The sequence below is a fragment of the Bacillus sp. FDAARGOS_235 genome, assembly GCF_002073415.2.
Taxonomy (GTDB): domain Bacteria; phylum Bacillota; class Bacilli; order Bacillales; family Bacillaceae_G; genus Bacillus_A; species Bacillus_A toyonensis.
In genome coordinates this window covers 3,434,382-3,451,163 of record NZ_CP020437.2, presented here as the reverse complement: position 1 = coordinate 3,451,163, position 16,782 = coordinate 3,434,382, and the positions used below count along the sequence as shown (strand labels likewise).

At 35.3% G+C, this 16,782-nt stretch carries 19 protein-coding genes and 2 pseudogenes; 9 read left to right on the top strand and 12 right to left on the bottom strand.

Going from position 1 to position 16,782, the window contains the following annotated elements; translation table 11 throughout:
- Positions 1-113: 113 nt before the first annotated feature.
- The 4 genes from A6J74_RS19705 to A6J74_RS19690 all read left to right on the top strand — a co-directional run bounded on the left by A6J74_RS19705 (position 114) and on the right by A6J74_RS19690 (position 3,114).
- Complete coding sequence (locus A6J74_RS19705; protein ID WP_000682063.1) at positions 114-1,184, top strand: NAD(P)/FAD-dependent oxidoreductase; 1,071 nt, start codon at positions 114-116, stop codon at positions 1,182-1,184.
- Between the two features lie 251 nt (positions 1,185-1,435).
- On the top strand, positions 1,436-1,609 hold the full coding sequence (locus tag A6J74_RS19700) for an aspartyl-phosphate phosphatase Spo0E family protein (protein WP_001054617.1): 174 nt from the start codon (positions 1,436-1,438) through the stop codon (positions 1,607-1,609).
- Between the two features lie 64 nt (positions 1,610-1,673).
- Complete coding sequence (locus A6J74_RS19695; RefSeq protein WP_000470318.1) at positions 1,674-2,333, top strand: ABC transporter ATP-binding protein; 660 nt, start codon at positions 1,674-1,676, stop codon at positions 2,331-2,333.
- Entirely contained in the window at positions 2,317-3,114 is a 798-nt protein-coding gene (locus A6J74_RS19690; protein WP_000679276.1) for an ABC transporter permease, read from the top strand. The genes A6J74_RS19695 and A6J74_RS19690 overlap by 17 nt, the downstream gene beginning before the upstream one ends.
- 201 nt (positions 3,115-3,315) lie before the next feature.
- Here A6J74_RS19690 and phnA read toward each other — a convergent pair whose 3' ends face one another.
- From phnA to A6J74_RS19670, 4 genes and pseudogenes are all read right to left on the bottom strand, one after another.
- Positions 3,316-3,657 carry an alkylphosphonate utilization operon protein PhnA gene (gene phnA, locus A6J74_RS19685; protein WP_000212733.1) on the bottom strand — a complete coding sequence of 114 codons (342 nt, stop codon included), beginning with the start codon at positions 3,655-3,657 and terminating at the stop codon, positions 3,316-3,318.
- A gap of 234 nt (positions 3,658-3,891) precedes the next feature.
- Positions 3,892-4,686 (bottom strand): DUF2628 domain-containing protein, encoded by a 795-nt coding sequence (locus A6J74_RS19680; protein ID WP_033658393.1) that lies wholly within the window; start codon positions 4,684-4,686, stop codon positions 3,892-3,894.
- Between the two features lie 423 nt (positions 4,687-5,109).
- Positions 5,110-5,310 (bottom strand): annotated as a pseudogene (locus A6J74_RS19675) (hypothetical protein); the annotation flags it as partial.
- Positions 5,311-5,365: 55 nt separating this feature from the next.
- Positions 5,366-5,740 carry a hypothetical protein gene (locus A6J74_RS19670; RefSeq protein WP_000607087.1) on the bottom strand — a complete coding sequence of 125 codons (375 nt, stop codon included), beginning with the start codon at positions 5,738-5,740 and terminating at the stop codon, positions 5,366-5,368.
- 151 nt (positions 5,741-5,891) lie between these two features.
- Between A6J74_RS19670 and A6J74_RS30485 the strand changes: the two are divergent.
- Positions 5,892-6,227, top strand: a pseudogene (locus tag A6J74_RS30485) (DUF4304 domain-containing protein); the annotation flags it as partial.
- A 57-nt stretch (positions 6,228-6,284) separates the two neighbouring features.
- Here the strand turns inward: A6J74_RS30485 and A6J74_RS19660 are convergent.
- The 3 genes from A6J74_RS19660 to A6J74_RS19650 form a co-directional block, all read right to left on the bottom strand.
- A complete protein-coding gene (locus tag A6J74_RS19660) occupies positions 6,285-6,947 on the bottom strand; it encodes a hypothetical protein (protein ID WP_000049709.1) in 663 nt (220 codons plus the stop codon).
- A gap of 125 nt (positions 6,948-7,072) precedes the next feature.
- Positions 7,073-7,867, bottom strand: coding sequence for a nucleotidyltransferase domain-containing protein (locus tag A6J74_RS19655; RefSeq protein WP_002109235.1), 795 nt, complete (start codon positions 7,865-7,867; stop codon positions 7,073-7,075).
- A 52-nt stretch (positions 7,868-7,919) separates the two neighbouring features.
- A complete protein-coding gene (locus tag A6J74_RS19650; protein WP_000248598.1) occupies positions 7,920-8,228 on the bottom strand; it encodes a YuzD family protein in 309 nt (102 codons plus the stop codon).
- Between the two features lie 206 nt (positions 8,229-8,434).
- Between A6J74_RS19650 and A6J74_RS19645 the strand changes: the two genes are divergently transcribed.
- Both A6J74_RS19645 and A6J74_RS19635 read left to right on the top strand, forming a co-directional pair.
- Positions 8,435-8,671, top strand: coding sequence for a NifU family protein (locus tag A6J74_RS19645; protein ID WP_000431159.1), 237 nt, complete (start codon positions 8,435-8,437; stop codon positions 8,669-8,671).
- A 376-nt stretch (positions 8,672-9,047) separates the two neighbouring features.
- A complete protein-coding gene (locus A6J74_RS19635) occupies positions 9,048-9,263 on the top strand; it encodes a hypothetical protein (RefSeq protein WP_001125483.1) in 216 nt (71 codons plus the stop codon).
- Between the two features lie 59 nt (positions 9,264-9,322).
- On the opposite strand, the gene yutH is transcribed toward A6J74_RS19635, so the two are convergent.
- Positions 9,323-10,324: a spore coat putative kinase YutH gene (gene yutH / locus A6J74_RS19630; protein WP_000614220.1), complete on the bottom strand. Its 1,002-nt coding sequence runs from the start codon at positions 10,322-10,324 to the stop codon at positions 9,323-9,325.
- Between the two features lie 120 nt (positions 10,325-10,444).
- Between yutH and A6J74_RS19625 the strand changes: the two genes are divergently transcribed.
- The gene (locus A6J74_RS19625) at positions 10,445-10,936 is read left to right on the top strand and encodes a phosphatidylglycerophosphatase A family protein (RefSeq protein WP_000665097.1); all 492 of its coding nucleotides are present in this window, start codon (positions 10,445-10,447) and stop codon (positions 10,934-10,936) included.
- A gap of 26 nt (positions 10,937-10,962) precedes the next feature.
- Here A6J74_RS19625 and A6J74_RS19620 read toward each other — a convergent pair whose 3' ends face one another.
- The 3 genes from A6J74_RS19620 to A6J74_RS19605 all read right to left on the bottom strand — a co-directional run bounded on the left by A6J74_RS19620 (position 10,963) and on the right by A6J74_RS19605 (position 15,295).
- Positions 10,963-11,442 carry a GNAT family N-acetyltransferase gene (locus A6J74_RS19620; RefSeq protein WP_000351182.1) on the bottom strand — a complete coding sequence of 160 codons (480 nt, stop codon included), beginning with the start codon at positions 11,440-11,442 and terminating at the stop codon, positions 10,963-10,965.
- Between the two features lie 507 nt (positions 11,443-11,949).
- Positions 11,950-14,523, bottom strand: coding sequence for an FtsX-like permease family protein (locus tag A6J74_RS19610; protein ID WP_001267743.1), 2,574 nt, complete (start codon positions 14,521-14,523; stop codon positions 11,950-11,952).
- Positions 14,507-15,295 (bottom strand): ABC transporter ATP-binding protein, encoded by a 789-nt coding sequence (locus A6J74_RS19605; protein ID WP_001021168.1) that lies wholly within the window; start codon positions 15,293-15,295, stop codon positions 14,507-14,509. Before A6J74_RS19605 ends, A6J74_RS19610 begins: the two co-directional genes overlap by 17 nt.
- A 286-nt stretch (positions 15,296-15,581) precedes the next feature.
- On the opposite strand from A6J74_RS19605, the gene A6J74_RS19600 reads away from it, so the two are divergent.
- A complete protein-coding gene (locus A6J74_RS19600) occupies positions 15,582-16,163 on the top strand; it encodes an NAD(P)H-dependent oxidoreductase (protein ID WP_000683404.1) in 582 nt (193 codons plus the stop codon).
- Between the two features lie 34 nt (positions 16,164-16,197).
- On the opposite strand, the gene A6J74_RS19595 is transcribed toward A6J74_RS19600, so the two are convergent.
- Positions 16,198-16,728 carry a hypothetical protein gene (locus A6J74_RS19595; protein WP_000289891.1) on the bottom strand — a complete coding sequence of 177 codons (531 nt, stop codon included), beginning with the start codon at positions 16,726-16,728 and terminating at the stop codon, positions 16,198-16,200.
- Positions 16,729-16,782: the final 54 nt, after the last annotated feature.

Below are 16,782 nucleotides of genomic sequence, written 5' to 3'. Positions count from 1 at the left end.
CATTGTTATTTGTTCACAAATTCGATATAATTTGATTGAGTAAAGTCGAAATATTTTATTAATATAAAATTTTAGGATTAGGGGACATTTCAACAGAAAAGGGGTAATCCATCATGAAACACCTCGTAATACTAGGTGGTGGCTACGGTGGAATGAGAATTCTGCAACGGCTACTTCCAAGCAACCAACTTCCAGATGATGTACAGGTGACATTAATCGACAAAGTACCATACCATTGTTTCAAAACTGAATATTATGCATTAGTAGCGGGTACAATTTCAGAAACGCATATTCGCATACCGTTTCCTGAGCACCCACGCCTCAATATTCAATACGGCACAATAACAAATATTGATCTCGAAGAAAAAGCTGTTCATCTTGATGGCGGTGAAGCAATCCAATATGATGATTTAATTATCGGACTTGGCTGTGAAGATAAATATCATAACGTTCCTGGGGCAAAGGAATATACACACAGTCTACAATCAATTGAACAAACACGTAAGACATATGAACAATTAAATGGCCTAGAACCGAATGCTACAGTTGCTGTCGTTGGTGCTGGCTTAAGTGGCGTTGAAGTAGCAAGTGAACTTCGTGAGAGCCGTTCTGATTTAAAAATCTATTTATTTGATAGAAAAGATAGAATTTTATTCCCATATCCAGAGAAATTAAGTAGATATGTAGAAGAATGGTTTATAAAACATAACGTTACCATTATACGAAACTCTAACATTACCAAAGTCGAACCAAATATTGTGTACAACCACGATGAACCTCTTGCATGTGATGCAATCGTCTGGACAGCTGGTATTCAAGCAAATGAAGTTGTTCGAAACCTTCCGGTTGAACAAGATGGTAGCGGACGGGTTGTTTTAACAAAATATCACAATATTCCAAATGACGAGCACGTTTACGTTGTAGGAGATTGTGCAGCACTTCCACACGCACCATCTGCTCAACTTGCTGAAGGTCAAGGAGAACAAATTGTCCAAATATTATTAAAACGTTGGAATAATGAACCACTTCCTGATGAATTACCTGTTATTAAATTAAAAGGTGTTCTCGGTTCCCTCGGCAAAAAACACGGATTTGGTTTACTAGCAAACCAACCATTAATGGGACGTGTACCGAGATTATTAAAATCCGGTCTTCTTTGGATGTATAAATATCATAACGGTTAATACTTTACGAGCTGTCTACTATGTAGGCAGCCTCTTTTCATCAGTTGAAAAAATTTTTTTCATAAACAGAAATTATCAGAAATATTTTTCTCAATATTTATTCACAAAATTTTCTATTTTTATATTAAAAACTATTGATGAAAAGTGTATGCTATTTGTAAGTTGTTTTTATTATTTCCTTTAAGACCGAATTCATTCGGTCTTATTTTTTATGTGATAAATACTTTTATAGGAGGCATTACATTTCACTTATGAACTTGACGAAACTACACGATCGAATAGAAGCGAAGAAGAAAGAATTGATCTATCTCGTTGAAATGTACGGATTCACTCATGATAAAGTAATTTCTTTCAGTCAAGAATTAGATTGTTTACTTAACTTATTAATAAAACTCAAGACGAAGAAAAAACGTTGCTCTTTATAACCTTATTTTTCTATTTCTCTCTCTTTTTTGATACGATATAACTAGAATCAGAAAGGAGCAATTTATGTTTATATTAAAAAACGTTACATATAAAGATATACTACACATTCCTTATTTACAGATTCAAAAAGAGACAATCACTTGTATTATCGGTGAAAGTGGGAGCGGAAAGAGTACATTACTTCGCATGTTAAATGATTTACAATCTCCAACATCCGGTACAATCGAATATAACGGAAAACCAATTTCTGATTATCCCCCTATTCAATTACGCCGTGACGTAGTTATGCTCGGACAAACTCCACCTATTTTTGACGGAACAGTTAAAGACAATCTATTAATGGGACTTCGTCTTTCTGAAAAACCATCTCCAAGTGATGATACTTTGCAGAATGCATTAACGACTGTTAGCTTAAATAAGAATTTAGAAGACAACGCCGCTTCATTATCAGGCGGGGAAAAACAACGGCTTGCTTTTGCTCGCATCATACTTATGGATCCGCCTGTCTATTTATTAGATGAACCAACTTCGGCATTAGATAGTGATACAGAACGCCGCGTTATGAAGCAATTCACTATACTCGCAAGAGAAAAGAAAAAAACCGTTATCTTCATCACGCACTCGCAACAACTTCCAGAAGAAATTGCAGACGATATTATTGAAATTAGTAAAACAAACGGTGCAACTAGAAAGGGAGTGCTCTCAGTTGAAGGGCGTTATTGAACTCCAAATTTGGCAACTTGCTGCTGCCTATATTTTCATTCTTATTTTAATCGGACTTGTAAGATTAAAAGGGATACCTCGCGAGAAACAAATTGCGATCGCAACATTCCGTATGACCATTCAGCTCGTACTTGTTGCATATGTCCTTACATACATATTTGAAAACAGTAATCCATTTTATACAATTGCTCTCATTACTTCTATTACTACATTTGCTATTTTTAATATTTATAAACGAGTTAATATTCCGATGTCCAAAGAATTAAAACGTGTAGCCGCTCTTTCCATGGTTGCGGGATCAATCGGACCATTACTACTATTTATCTTTGTTATTATCGGGCATAATCCGTGGTATGCACCGCAATATATCGTTCCTATTGCCGGCATGTTAATCGGTAATGCTATGACCGGTATTTGCCTCGGGGCAAACACCTTTTTAAACAATATGAAATCTCAAAGAGATCATATTGAAGGTGCCCTTATGCTCGGCGCAACACCGAAAGAAGCAACTGCTCCCCTCATAAGGGACGCTTTTGATTCTGCTATTTTACCAACAATCAATTCCATGGTCGGTATGGGAATTATAAGCTTACCCGGTATGATGACCGGTCAAATATTATCCGGTGTATCACCGTTTACAGCAATTCAATATCAAATTGCTATCATACTCGGTATTTCAGGGAGTACTGCTTTCGCTGTCATTATCTTCTTACAGCTTGGATATAAAACATTCTTTAATAAGCGCTGTCAGTTGAAAGAAATTGACTATGATGCGAGGTGAATCGTGCGTAGTTCACGGCGAATGAAATTATATTAACGATTTTTTCAAGATATCTATCATAACTTACAATATATCAACGATTTTTCAAATATATCTATCATAACTCACAATATATCAACGATTTTGTACGAAATATCGATTTACCGACAAAAAGTGACATAATAAAAAGAGGAGGCGAATAGCCTCCTCTTTTTATTTGTCTTACGCCTTCTTAACGAACTGTGATTTTAACTTCATAGCTCCGAAACCGTCGATTTTACAATCAATATCATGATCCCCATCAACTAGACGAATACTCTTTACTTTCGTACCAATCTTCACAACTGAAGAAGTACCCTTTACTTTTAAATCTTTAATTACAGTAACAGCATCACCATCTTGAAGAACGTTTCCGTTTGCATCTTTTACAACTTTTGCACCATCATTATTTTCAGCTTCTGCTTCTTTGCCCCACTCATGAGCACATTCTGGACATACGAAAAGAACGCCATCCTCATACGTATATTCTGAATTACATTTTGGACAATTTGGTAAAGTAGCCATAAATTCATTTCCTCCGTTCATTATTTATACGTAAAAATCAAATTTGATGTTTACATGTCGATAAATAAAATTTGTATAGCATTTCTTTATAGTGCCATAGTCTTACGTTATTGACAAGCCTACCTCAAATTGTCATTTTTTATTGTATTTTACAAAATTTCAATTCGTATGGTGTTTACAATAAAAAAGAAGAACCTTCACAAGATTCTTCTTTTCAAAATGAATGAGTTCTCACTAGAACCCCCAACCATTCTCTTCAATATAAAATTGATACTCTTCTAACTCTTCTTCACTTAACTTCTTATTATTCTCATATACTTCTTGCCATTCAAAGTAACCTTCACTGAAATAAACAGCGAATTTAATTTTCACGTTTTTCTTCTCTGTATAGTCATAACCAGTAAACTCTACTACGTCATACTCTTTTTCTTTCTTCACGAACTTCCAAGTTGGATTATCAGTCATAACCTCTAAAGTAAATCCTTCATCACTTGAACGAACAACATTTTTAATATTCGGCTCAGTTGGTAAAAGAGAAAGTCCGAACATAGCTCCACCAAACATTATCCCCACTATAACTTGTAAACCAATCATACCAGCAGCACTAGCGCCGCCCTTTGATTGTAAGTAATACGCCTTCTTGTGATCCGACATATCTTCTTCCTTATGTAAAACTCGAATAGCATGCTTATAATATAAACGGTTTCCTTGCCATCCAGTAAATATCATCATTCCTAATTGAAGAACTAAACTAACTGTTAAATAAATCCCATCTGGAATATCTATAAAAGGAGTTACAACGATACTAGGTACCGCCAATAACGTAAGTATAATAAACAACTTATACATTTTACGATAAGCTAACCAAAAAGTTGGGAAGAAAAAGGCTACCCAATTCCACGTATTCCCTTGTGCTGGATTTTCTACTTTTCCCCATTTAAAGTCATAATACGCCGTATTCTTTTGAACAATCTTATGTAACTCTTGTGGAGAAATTGTTTCTTGTAAAACAGTGTCTTTCACGTACATCATCCTTTTCTTATTTCTATATACAGGTATTGTATATGTACAAAAAGAAGGAATCTAACAAAAAGTACATATATTTCATAAAAATGAACGGAAATCGAATATATTCCGACAATTATCCGTTTATTATTTCATTTTACTTTAAAATATATTAAAATACTTATGAATTATACGTTTAATACACCAAGTTAAATGTTTTGTATGTTCACAAAAAAAGATGCCCCAAAATCATTTGGACACATCCTACTCCTATTATATAAATTACTATTATGGTATGGTCTAACCTAAAATCTCGACTTAAAAGACTTCACAAATTAACTTTCTACTATTTAAAACATATTTCCACTTACACAACTAATAAATAATCTATCATTAATTTCCTCAATTGATACAATAAAATCTACTTCAACTATATTTTTAGGCAGTTTCATTATTCTTAAATTCCACCTTTTTTTCATATTCATCTAAGAAAATTGTAGCATCATCATATTTAAAAAACTCGACCCAAGCGTCAAAAAACTGACAAATCGGGTCTATTATGTCTGTTTTTTCTTGAAATACAATACTCTCATCTATACTAAGTATTATTTCTCCAGTATTTTCTGTCGGCAGTTTATGTAGTTCAATTTAAAAATTTTTCATACTCCTCCCCTTCTTGATTATATTGAAATACTATTTTTATTTATTCTACACTACCCTTCACTTTCTCAATAACATCTTCTATACGTTCCGCTATACATTCTATCTCCCAATCACCCTCACCGTGCAAAGCTGTATAAACCGGACATTTTTCATCATTACTATCTACAAAGATTGGATCACCGAGATACGAATCTATTCCAATTACAATCCATCCCTCTTTCCAATCTCCTTCTTCATTCCCGGTTAAGCTTTGCCCTTCTTCATCAAAGCTATAACCAAGTTGTCCTTCTTCTATTTCTTCACTATTAAACAATTCTATCGTCATAGGTTCAGATTCATACTCTAGCTCAATTTCATTATCCTCAGCACGATCTACATATTCTAAAAGTTGTTTAATTTTATTATGGTTAATCATGATATCTTCTCCATTCTCTCTTAAAATAATCTAGCTTTAGTCATACTATAATATATAAAATAAAGTTCATAAAACTACTATTTCAGGTGATTAAATATGAAGTGCATAGTTTGGACAGAAGATGTTTTTTCACAAAACTTCACTACGTTCCATATTGCATAATGTTTCACATGAAACTATCGACATTCCGGATTACCTTTCTACCATTTTCGACTGGTTTCAAACGTGGGCTTCTTATGAAAATTTAACAAAAATAAATATACATTCCATTACTCCGTTACTAGCCGTCGTTCCAATATTATAAGAAAAAGCGTTTCTGCTTCTTACCTGTTCTTCTTTCTACAAACTAAAACAGTACAAACAAGCTAATCGCTACTTACAGCAATATTTACATTGCTCTGTGCATCTTAATAACGAGGAAAAAGAAAAAGTACTCTTTCATGAAGTTGATATGTATATGAAAAAACTAGTAGAAAGCACAATGTAAATGTACATTGTGCTTTCTACTAGTCCTTTATCAAACTTTTTATATTTCCTCCTACAACTACCAAGTAATATTCATTTCTTCAAATGACGCTTTACTCACTTCTAACCTTTCACTATCATCCGTCCCAATCATTGCTACTTCCTCTTTAGACAACTTAATTTTCTCGTTTGGATTTTGGATTTTTCTCTCATACACGAATTGTAAAAGTTCTATTTGTTCCGCTGTCAGTTCATACTCTTCTTCCAGTCTTTCAATTGCTAATTCCGTATCAAGTAATGGAATTTCTAATAAAAATCCACCGTGCTCTTCCATCTCTTCAAATGGATCAATTGAATACGCACCGCTATCCTCAATCCAAAATGCAGTTGTAATAAAAGGAACTGTTTCGCCTTCTACTTCTTCTAATACGTATTGAAGTGCTTCCTCTTTCGCAATGTCTATTACTTCCAAAGGTGCCCCTTCAAAATAATTTGCCGCATCAATCCACTCTTCAATTCTCTCGCTATTCACATCTTGCAGACATACGATCGCATAATCCGGATGAAACGTAATTGTCCCTCTTCCGCCTTGACTATCTTGCATATTATAGTTAAACCCATCCCATGAACTTTCATGCGAGAAATCAGGAGCATGTGCTACAAAAATTGCATCTGCAATCGACTTTAAGATACAACCTTTCCATAGTTGTTCTTTATTTATATGTAATTTATATTTACTCATCTGCTTTCCTCGCCTACATATTTTTTTATATTATCTTTCGAATTCTCATTCCGTGTAAAGTATTTTTTCATTATATAACAATAGTAAAGGCATCCTTCATACAAAGGATGCTTTTACTATTTTCTCTACCATTTCCCCCTACACTCCTCAATTAAACTAAGCAAATATCTCTTCATCATATCAGCCCTTCTCCAAATAGAAAGTTTCTTCTTCTCCTTTGGATCATACCTCATTCGCTCTACTTCTTTTAATAAAGGCTCCCATTCTTTCGCTGAGCGTTCTAACAAGTATTGCAATCCTCTATCTTTTGAAACAATTGTTTTATGATCTAACGTATATAAAATACGCCCCATCGTAACGACAGCTGATTCTACCCATTCTTCTATGAAAAACAAATAAGGACGCTTCGCTTTTTCACTCCAGTAATGTTCTACGTTATATTTCATTGTATTTACTACATCATCCCACTTTATTTGAAATGGAAGGTCTTCTACTTCTTTCCCGATAACTGTAATGCCTTGATTTTTTAATGTCCACCATGTGACCGCATTAATATCCCAATGACCTATATCAGCCTTACCATCTGCACAATACACGTACTCATTTATTTCATGATTGTATTTCCCTAAGTCAGCAAGCGGAATATACATACCGTCCATTCTTTTACCTGGCGTACTTTCACTCATTTTCTTATGCAGCTCTACAAGTTGTTGTTTTTCAGCTTCATTCACGGAATCATTTAGTACTGCAACAAAATCAACATCGCTCGTTTCTATATGAAATGCACCTAGCGCGATAGAGCCGTAAACATATACCCCGACTATTTTTCCATCTAAAAAAATTTCTTTTAACCCTACTATGTACTGCTCCATTAACTGCTTTACTTCTGCTGGTAAAGCTTGTTTTATTCCATTCTCCACATCTATCCCTCCATTAAAAAAAGCCTTCGCAAATTCGCAAAGGCTTCCTGCTTTATAAATATTTCTCGATTTCCTCGTAAACATCCTTCAAACGAGGATTTCCTTCTCCAACAATCTCTCCATTCACAAGAACGACTGGATAAAATAAATCTTCTTCTACTACGCGCTCTGCGAATGCTTTTTTATCTTCATCTTCTTGTTCTTGTTGAAAATCAATATACTCGAAATTAAATTTATTTTCTTGTCCTTCATATTTACGACCAATCGCCGCTTGTAACCACTCAAACGTTTCTGTTGAAGATGGCATTCCGACGCAGCTCGCACAAATTACTTTCGTCCCATACACTTGCACATTAACCATTTCTTCTCCCCCACTTCTTGTTCTAACAGTATATTCAGATGTCTTAGTACATAAGCACATCATTTTACAAACTTATTCCATACCCCTATACTGAAAAAACACGTTGTACACATGATAAAATATTTCGACAATAAAACAAGAACAGAAAAAATAGATTTTCCCCTCTATCTTGATTATAATAAAACTGATGAAAGGAGTCGATAAAAATGGAAAACCCACATATGCAAGAACAAGTACTAGAAGTACTAGATAAATTACGTCCGTTCTTACTTCGCGATGGCGGAGACGTTGAATTAGTAGACATTGAAGAAGGTATCGTAAAATTACGCCTTATGGGTGCATGCGGAAGCTGCCCAAGTTCTACAATCACACTAAAAGCTGGTATCGAGCGCGCGTTACTTGAAGAAGTACCAGGCGTTATTGAAGTAGAGCAAGTATTTTAATTAAAAGCGGAAGCGGCTCGTTCAGAATGTGAGGAGGATGGAGCTTCTGACATAGAGGCGCTTTTTGCCTCGGCGGAAGAAGCGAAGCCACCGAACATTTTAGCCGCTGGAGCTAGATATTAATTAAAAACGGAAGTGGCTCGTTCAGAATCGCTTCCTAGAAAGAGACCCCAATGGGTCTCTTTTTTTATTCAAATAACACTTCTCCTTTAACATCATAAAACAAAATTGGAAATCCTTCTCAAAAAATGAGATAATTAATACTATATAGTGAATCGTTCACACATATAAAGTGAAACTATAATCAGTGGGTGTTTACGGGCAGCCCGATTCCCACAAATAGTGGGATGAAGTAAAAAACATAGGGGGACGACACATGCCAAAAATGGGGAACACTTTTTTAACAATTCAAGAACTAGAAGAGAAAAAAGAATATTTATTAGGCCTTTCGTCCGTTATACCAACATGGAATACAAGCTATCAATTTTTATTTAAAGAAATCCAGCAAGAATTATTGAGTAAAATAAATGAAAAAATCGAAAGAAATCAATTCATTTTAAATATATGTGCAGATCAACAAGTAGGAGCATAATGTATTACATACAATTGCGGTATAAAAAAGAGACCTCAATCGGTCTCTTTTTTATACTTTTAAGATAGCCAATCTAATTTTCTAATCCCTAACTTATCAATTGGCAAACGAAGTGATCCATAAAAATTCCTCATAAATTGCTCAGAGCGGTTCACATCATGTAAAATAGCTTCTAAGCGATCTCTATATATACTTTTTTGTTCTTCGTTCCCAGTTTGATAATATCGTTCGACCGTTTCAAAATAGTGGAGCGGGAACAGGAGCCTTGCAAATAATAAGCGCCAACCAAATGAGGATAGCGAATAATTGCGTTCATAATCTGTAACAAATTGAACGATTGTTTGCTCCCAGTCTTTCTTCTTTTCAATCATCATATAGCGAATCAATTCTGCTATATCTCGAGTGGGATGATCATACACCCACTCAAAAGGAAGTTTTAGACGCTTCGTTTGATGCCATAATAAAGGTGTAAATCGCTCCTGGCAAATTGTTGCCGCATCGGTCATTTGTGGCGTATCATCCATCTCTGTATCGACAACATACTGAATTGCATTTTCCGCAACTCCTAAATAATACGGGAAGGATTCGATAAACAATTGATCGAATACGTCTGTAGGGTGGTTCATCACTTGTGATTGCCAAAATTTCTCTAATTGATCGAGCCTTTTTTCCCATAACGCTTTCCATTCACCAATGCGGCTTAATTGCTCAATTTCTTCTGGAAAGAATGCACCTCGTTTATGGAATATAGAAAGCTCACTTCCTAATGACATAGCATGTCGTTCTAACGTGCGCATACCTTTTAATAAGCAGTAATTTTGTTCTTCTATCTCACTTACATAGTAGCCGTGTATAGTCGGAACGAAAGTCGCTACAGTCATATCCCCTTGCTGGTTCATATAGTCACTGAGCTTTTTCATCTCTACAAGTACTTCTTCCTCCATTTCTCCAATTGGAACAAGTACATAAATTTTGTTGCGAATCCAAAAGCTTTTATAGGGGCCAAGGGGGATTAATTCTTTAACATGCATGTGATAATGCTCATAAATATGCTGAATCATCGCAGTCGCCACCTATGGTTTTTCTTTATATATATGAGCTTGTGCTCGCCTTTCATTCCTATGCACATGATAAAGCAACGAAACGTATACAAATACTAAAAAGAAAAAAAGGTGATAAACATGAAAGAATCAAATCAACTACAAGAAAGAGCATTACAACTATTACAAGAACGCGGTGTAACAATTGACGATATTGCTGAACTTGTTCATTTTCTTCAAAAAAAATATCATCCAAATTTAGAGATGTCAGAATGCCGTTATAACGTTGAGCGTGTATTATCAAAACGTGAAGTACAAAACGCACTAATTACTGGTATCGAACTCGATGTCCTTGCTGAAAAAGGAATGTTAAGTGCGCCGTTACAAGATATCGTAAAACGTGATGAAGGCTTATACGGAATTGATGAAGTTATCGCACTTTCTATCGTTAACGTGTACGGCTCTATCGGTTTCACGAACTTTGGATATATCGATAAATTAAAACCTGGTATTTTAGAATACTTAAATGATAAATCAACTGGCAAAGTGCATACATTCCTTGATGATATCGTTGGCGGAATCGCTGCCGCTGCTTCAAGCCGTTTAGCGCACCGAGCTGATCACTCGGAATAATAATAATGCTTTCTAGACCGTCAGTTTTATGCTGACGGTCTTTCATATTCCATGAGCATAAATTCTCTTCCGCGGCTCAAAAAGATAGGTCCTTGCTGAAAACCTATATTTTTATATAGCGTAATTGCTCTTGTATTAAATGTTGCTACACTTAATCGAAACATTTTTGCATTAAACTCTTTCGTGGCAAACGCTATTCCAGCTTTGAAAAATTCTTTCCCCATTCCTTTCCCTGTTAACGCCGGCTTCATACCAAGTCCGATATCAATCAGATTTTCTCCACCATATAAATTAGCATCTCTTCCCCCTGGTACTTGTGCATTTTCCCCAAAACAAAAATAGCCGATGAACTCTCCTTGATCGTCACAACAGCCATAATACGTTCCATCTAATAGCTCTTCTATCACTTCTTTCTCGCCTGAAAAACTATATAAATTATATGGTTCCTCGTACGTCCACGTATTTATCTCATTTGCTTCTTCTACCGTTAACTTATGTATATCCATCCTTCTCTCTCCTTATCAATTGTTCTATATACTCATTCATTCTCCGCACCTTATTTCCCTCTAATTGAAATATGCAGAATTGCATGCACACAAACATTACACAAATGGTACAATTTATTTGAATCGCTGTTGCTACACTTCTTGATTAAAGAAAAGGCGTTAAAACGGAAATTAGCGTCTTATCGAACTCAAGCAATTGACACATTTTGTCATCATAAAAGACACTCGAAAGAGTGTCTTTTTTCTATATTTCATAAGGACTTACTCATTCCCCAAAATAAACGCATAAAATAATGTAACTCTTTACACGCATGAATCCCTTTCTAAAAGTTGTGAAGTACGTTACGGGAGATTCAAAATAAAAAGCACTCTGACTAGAGTGCTTTTCACTTTAAAACAAGGAGGTTACATATATGGATAGTACTCTCGTATTTAACTTCGGTATTGGTATTGTCATCATTTTATTTGTCTTCTTTGTTCTTTGTATGAGCGGGGTATAGCAATCTTTTATGCCGATAATTCCTTTAAAGTATCACTTAATTTGAACTTTCTTAATTGTAATGAAGCAATCATCGCTGCCCCTGCTCCAAGCACCACACTAGCAAAAGCTAATATGCAAACTTGATTATACGGAATAATAATAACCGTTAACTCTAAGCTTGATAACACGATATAGCTAAACAAAATCCCACCAAAAATGCCGATACAACCAGCTATCGCTCCAAGTAAAGTTCCCTCTAATAAAACGATCCGTCTCATTTGCTTCGGAATAGCTCCTACCGCACGAATCATACTAATTTCAGCACGTCTTTCATGTAAACTTGAGACAATCGCATTCATTAACCCTATACCAGAAATAATGAAAACAATTACAACTAACAAGCGAATTAACATCATCATTTGCGATAATAACTGCTCTTGTTCTTTCAATAAATCATAACTGTTTATAACTTCTACATTCTCTTTATTCTTTGTAATTTCTTTTACTTGCTTCTTAATCGCTTCAAATGATTGATTAGAATTAGTCATAATTTGAATTGCTTCATATCCTTGTACGTGAAACTTATCGCGAGCCCATTGTTCATTTACGAAAACATCTGATCCTCTTAACCTTAATCCTTGCTCAATAATCGAAACGACTTTAATCGTTTGTTTTTCTTTTCCCTTTCCTTGTACTTCAAACGTATCATGCAACTGAAGCCCTAATTTTTTAGCCGTTTCCTTCGTAATGACTCCCTCACCATCTTGTAATGGCTTATTTAAATCTTTTCCTTCAATCACCTTCGCTCTCGTTACTTTTTGATACGCGACAATATCATTTCCCACAACTTCCATCAAGTCAGGTTCAAAATCATTTTTCCTCGCATGTTCATACCACTCTTGATTCGCTTTTTTAAAGTCATAATTCACAAGCTTTGCTGTAAAGTCTGTAGCATTCCCAACACTCGCCTCTACACCGTCAATTTTTCTAACCTTCTCCATCCAACTAAACGGTAATGTTTCTATTCCTTGCGACTCTACCGGAATTCTTACTACTAAGTCCGCTGGTAAATGTTTTTGTAATCCTTTTTTCATACCTTCATACATAGAATTTACATACATCGTTCCAACAAGTGCTAACATAAAACCAAATGCTAATATAGCAACGGACACAGCCGCCTTATTTCGATAACGAATGACATTTCGGCTACTAATCGTCGTTTCAATTCGTAATATCATTTGAAGTGGTTTTGCAATCACTGGTGCTATCATCCGAATAAATAACGGAATCGCAAATAACAAACCGACCGCAAATAACAGCGCACCTATCGCACTTGGATTAAAACCGATATACCGCTCTAATACGTTACCCGTTAGTCCAATAACAGTACCAATAATTAAAATGCTACCACTAAAAGCACTCCACCTTTTTTCTTTTTTCTCATTACTAGGAAGACCTGGCCTAAGCGCTTGAACTGGTGGAATCTTTCTAACCATAAAGGCTGGTATAATAGCCCCTATAATAGACATAACAATTCCTAGTAAAAACGTAATGAGTAAAATCTCGCCTGAAATCGAGAATGATTCTTTCCCTGCCCCCTCAATATTCACCCATTTATTAATAAATGATGCAGCGATTGTTTGCGTACCTGCTCCAAGAATAACTCCTGCTAGCGATCCGATTGCCCCAATACATAAAGCCTCTAATAAGACGACTAATATAATTTGATTTGGATTACTACCGAGTGCACGTAATAATGCCCATTGCTTAAATCGACTTCTGACAGATAAGAAGAAACTTCCCATTATTAAAAGAGCTACAACAAATAAGGCAATACCACCTAAACTAAAAATTAATGGCTTCATTACATTTAGTCGTTCAAATGCCTTATCTACATAAGTACGTTGGTCCACCTTTATATTTTCTATCTTCTTATTTACATCAAGAGCAATCGCTCTCTTCACATTTACATCGGCTGTTTTCACTTGAACGAGATTGAACTGATTTAGTAGATTTAATTCTTTTTGAAGCCAATGGATGGGAAAATAAGCCCCATGCCCCATTGCCGCCATTAACGGTGGATTTAAAATACCGACGACTTTCACAGTCTTTTCTCCATGCTGTGGGAATGGCAGTTTAATTGTATCTCCCACCCGTATATTTTCACGGTCTGTATACCCTTTTGTTAGTGCTACTTCAGCCCCTTCTTTCGGATATCGACCTTCAAATATTTTATAAGAATGTATTTCTGGAGAATCTTGCTCAACACCCCAATAGGACGGTTTCCCCGATAACTCTTTATAGTGTGGGAAAGGATATGGTATAAGTACTTTTGATATTTTTTCAGCATTTTCTAAGCCATCTATTCCTTTTAAACTTTCATTATTTAAATACATATCATTTTTTATATAGCCAAATTGTAAATTATAATCTCCATACCGACTTACTACTTGTTCCTTCACACTTTGCTCTACTGATTGATTGCCTAGCAATAACATCGTCGCTAACATAACACCTAAAGCTGCACCGAGGGCAATCAATATATTTCGCAACCAATTTTGTTTCATCGATTTTACCGCATACTTAATTACCCATCGCATCACCTTTACCTCCTACTTTAAAGTGACGATTCATAATCTCTTGAATGTGGATAACTTGTTGCGGGATATTTCGAAATTTCCATCCTTTACTTTCAGCATGCTCATGAATCACCTCACCATCTAATAAGAAAACGACTTTATCAGCATGGGCCGCTACGAACGGATCGTGCGTTACAATGACAGCTGTTTGCCCTAATTCATCACATGCATTGCGAAGTGCCGCAATAATATTTTTGCTGTTTTCTGAATCTAATGCCCCTGTTGGTTCATCTGCTAATATAATAGCCGGCTCATTTGCAAAGGCTCTTGCTATCGCAACCCTTTGCTGTTGCCCACCTGATAACTGTGCTGGTAAATGCTTTTCTTTTCCTTTCAATCCAACGAGCTCTAATAAACGATTTGCTGTCACCGTTGCCTTCTTTTGCGAAACATTATCTAATAATAAAGGCAACCCTACATTTTCCTCCGCATTAAACACTGGAATTAAATTAAACTGTTGAAAAATAAAACCGATTTTATGCCTTCTAAATAAAGCGAGCTCTTTTTCTTTTAATGTTGAAATCTCCGTACCATCAACTCGAATACTACCTACTGACGGAATATCTAATCCACCTAACAGCTGAAGTAAGGTCGTTTTCCCCGATCCACTTGCCCCCATAATACAAACAAAATCTCCTTTTTGAATTTGAAGATTAATATCTTTTAAGATCTTTACTTTACTATCTCCAATATCAAACGATTTTTCTAACCCTTCAATTTCAATAATATTCATCCCGATATCCCCTTCTCTCTCTATTTACCAATCTATATATTCTATTCAAAAATGCAAAATCCCTACTATTTTGTATTTTTTTGTCACATACTAACATTTATATTAACCGGCATTAAGTGCCCGATTAGTGTAAGCAAATAATCAGTGCGGGATGGATAGCCCCCACCGATTAAAATTTCACTCTATTTCTCACGTCAGAAAAGTTGATTCTCGCAACGAAAGTAACCATAATAGTTACACGAATATATAAAAACTATTCACATATCCACAAGTAGGAGGAAGAACAATGAAACATGTAATCGTTTATGCACACCCGAATACAGAAAGCTTTAACCATGCAATTTTAGAAACTGTAAAAGGTGAATTAGAAGGAAAAGGCCATGAAGTACACGTTCGTGATTTATACGAATTAAACTTCAATCCAGTATTAGGTGCTTCCGATTTCATCTCATTTTCCCAAGGAAACACACCAGAAGATATTAAAGAAGAACAAAAGCATATCACTTGGGCTGATAGTATTACATTCATTTACCCAGTTTGGTGGGCAGGTCTTCCTGCTATTTTAAAAGGATACGTTGACCGTGTATTTAGCCACGGCTTCGCTTATGCTTACGGTGAAAATGGTATTGAAAAGTTATTAAGCAGTAAAAAAGGATTGTTATTATCTACGATGGGAAATTCGGAAGAAGTATACACAGCAGGCGGTATGTTTGATGCAATGAAAAAAACAGCAGATGTTGGTATTTTTGAATTTACAGGCATTGAAACACTTGAGCATACATTCTATACAAGTGTTCCTTCTGTGGATGACAGTGTGCGTAAACAATATCTTGAAGAGGTTAAAGATGTTGTGAATCGTGCATTTTAATAAAAAAAACTCCGGCTTTAACAACCGGAGTTTTTCATTTCATCATTAATTTCGGAATATACCTTTGAAGAATGCTTTCTAATTCATTCATATCTTCCTGTCTAATAAGTAAATTCACATTGTCATTCATTTTTTCTCGCCCGCGATATAAAAATATATTTTCTTTTGGATTTTCCCATGTTGATGTTTTATAGCCTTTCAATTCTTCGTATGAATAAAAGTTTAATCCGTCTACTACACCTTTTTCATATATTTTTACACTTTTAATAAGATGGGTCGCTATTAAAGTCATAAAACAACTTGCTACAGCATAACTACCTGACTGAATGAGAAACTGTTCAAGTGTGCCAATATCACCACTTACGTATTGAGCATATATATACATACATTGTCCGATAAAGTACGCTGGTCCAAGTAAGGCAATCCAACGTCGTTTCACCCGAGGATATGCTGCAATAAGCTTTCCCGCGCTTTTTTTCATTTCATTTATTTTATATATCTTCCATAGAATAAAAAACAAAACACATAATGTAAAAACAAACATAATACATGACATCCAGTACATTCTTATTCTCTCCCCCTTACATCATTACATTTAAATTTTACATTTTATATACTT

Excerpts from the sequence above, each read along its gene's own strand:
- A6J74_RS19705 (WP_000682063.1), top strand. The coding sequence starts at position 114 with ATGAAACACCTCGTAATACTAGGTGGTGGCTACGGTGGAATGAGAATT.
- A6J74_RS19700 (WP_001054617.1), top strand. The coding sequence starts at position 1,436 with ATGAACTTGACGAAACTACACGATCGAATAGAAGCGAAGAAGAAAGAA.
- A6J74_RS19695 (WP_000470318.1), top strand. The coding sequence starts at position 1,674 with ATGTTTATATTAAAAAACGTTACATATAAAGATATACTACACATTCCT.
- phnA (WP_000212733.1), bottom strand. The coding sequence starts at position 3,657 with ATGGCTACTTTACCAAATTGTCCAAAATGTAATTCAGAATATACGTAT.
- A6J74_RS19680 (WP_033658393.1), bottom strand. The coding sequence starts at position 4,686 with ATGTACGTGAAAGACACTGTTTTACAAGAAACAATTTCTCCACAAGAG.
- A6J74_RS19670 (WP_000607087.1), bottom strand. The coding sequence starts at position 5,740 with ATGATTAACCATAATAAAATTAAACAACTTTTAGAATATGTAGATCGT.
- A6J74_RS19660 (WP_000049709.1), bottom strand. The coding sequence starts at position 6,947 with ATGAGTAAATATAAATTACATATAAATAAAGAACAACTATGGAAAGGT.
- A6J74_RS19650 (WP_000248598.1), bottom strand. The coding sequence starts at position 8,228 with ATGGTTAATGTGCAAGTGTATGGGACGAAAGTAATTTGTGCGAGCTGC.
- A6J74_RS19645 (WP_000431159.1), top strand. The coding sequence starts at position 8,435 with ATGGAAAACCCACATATGCAAGAACAAGTACTAGAAGTACTAGATAAA.
- A6J74_RS19635 (WP_001125483.1), top strand. The coding sequence starts at position 9,048 with ATGCCAAAAATGGGGAACACTTTTTTAACAATTCAAGAACTAGAAGAG.
- yutH (WP_000614220.1), bottom strand. The coding sequence starts at position 10,324 with ATGATTCAGCATATTTATGAGCATTATCACATGCATGTTAAAGAATTA.
- A6J74_RS19625 (WP_000665097.1), top strand. The coding sequence starts at position 10,445 with ATGAAAGAATCAAATCAACTACAAGAAAGAGCATTACAACTATTACAA.
- A6J74_RS19620 (WP_000351182.1), bottom strand. The coding sequence starts at position 11,442 with ATGGATATACATAAGTTAACGGTAGAAGAAGCAAATGAGATAAATACG.
- A6J74_RS19610 (WP_001267743.1), bottom strand. The coding sequence starts at position 14,523 with ATGCGATGGGTAATTAAGTATGCGGTAAAATCGATGAAACAAAATTGG.
- A6J74_RS19605 (WP_001021168.1), bottom strand. The coding sequence starts at position 15,295 with ATGAATATTATTGAAATTGAAGGGTTAGAAAAATCGTTTGATATTGGA.
- A6J74_RS19600 (WP_000683404.1), top strand. The coding sequence starts at position 15,582 with ATGAAACATGTAATCGTTTATGCACACCCGAATACAGAAAGCTTTAAC.
- A6J74_RS19595 (WP_000289891.1), bottom strand. The coding sequence starts at position 16,728 with ATGTACTGGATGTCATGTATTATGTTTGTTTTTACATTATGTGTTTTG.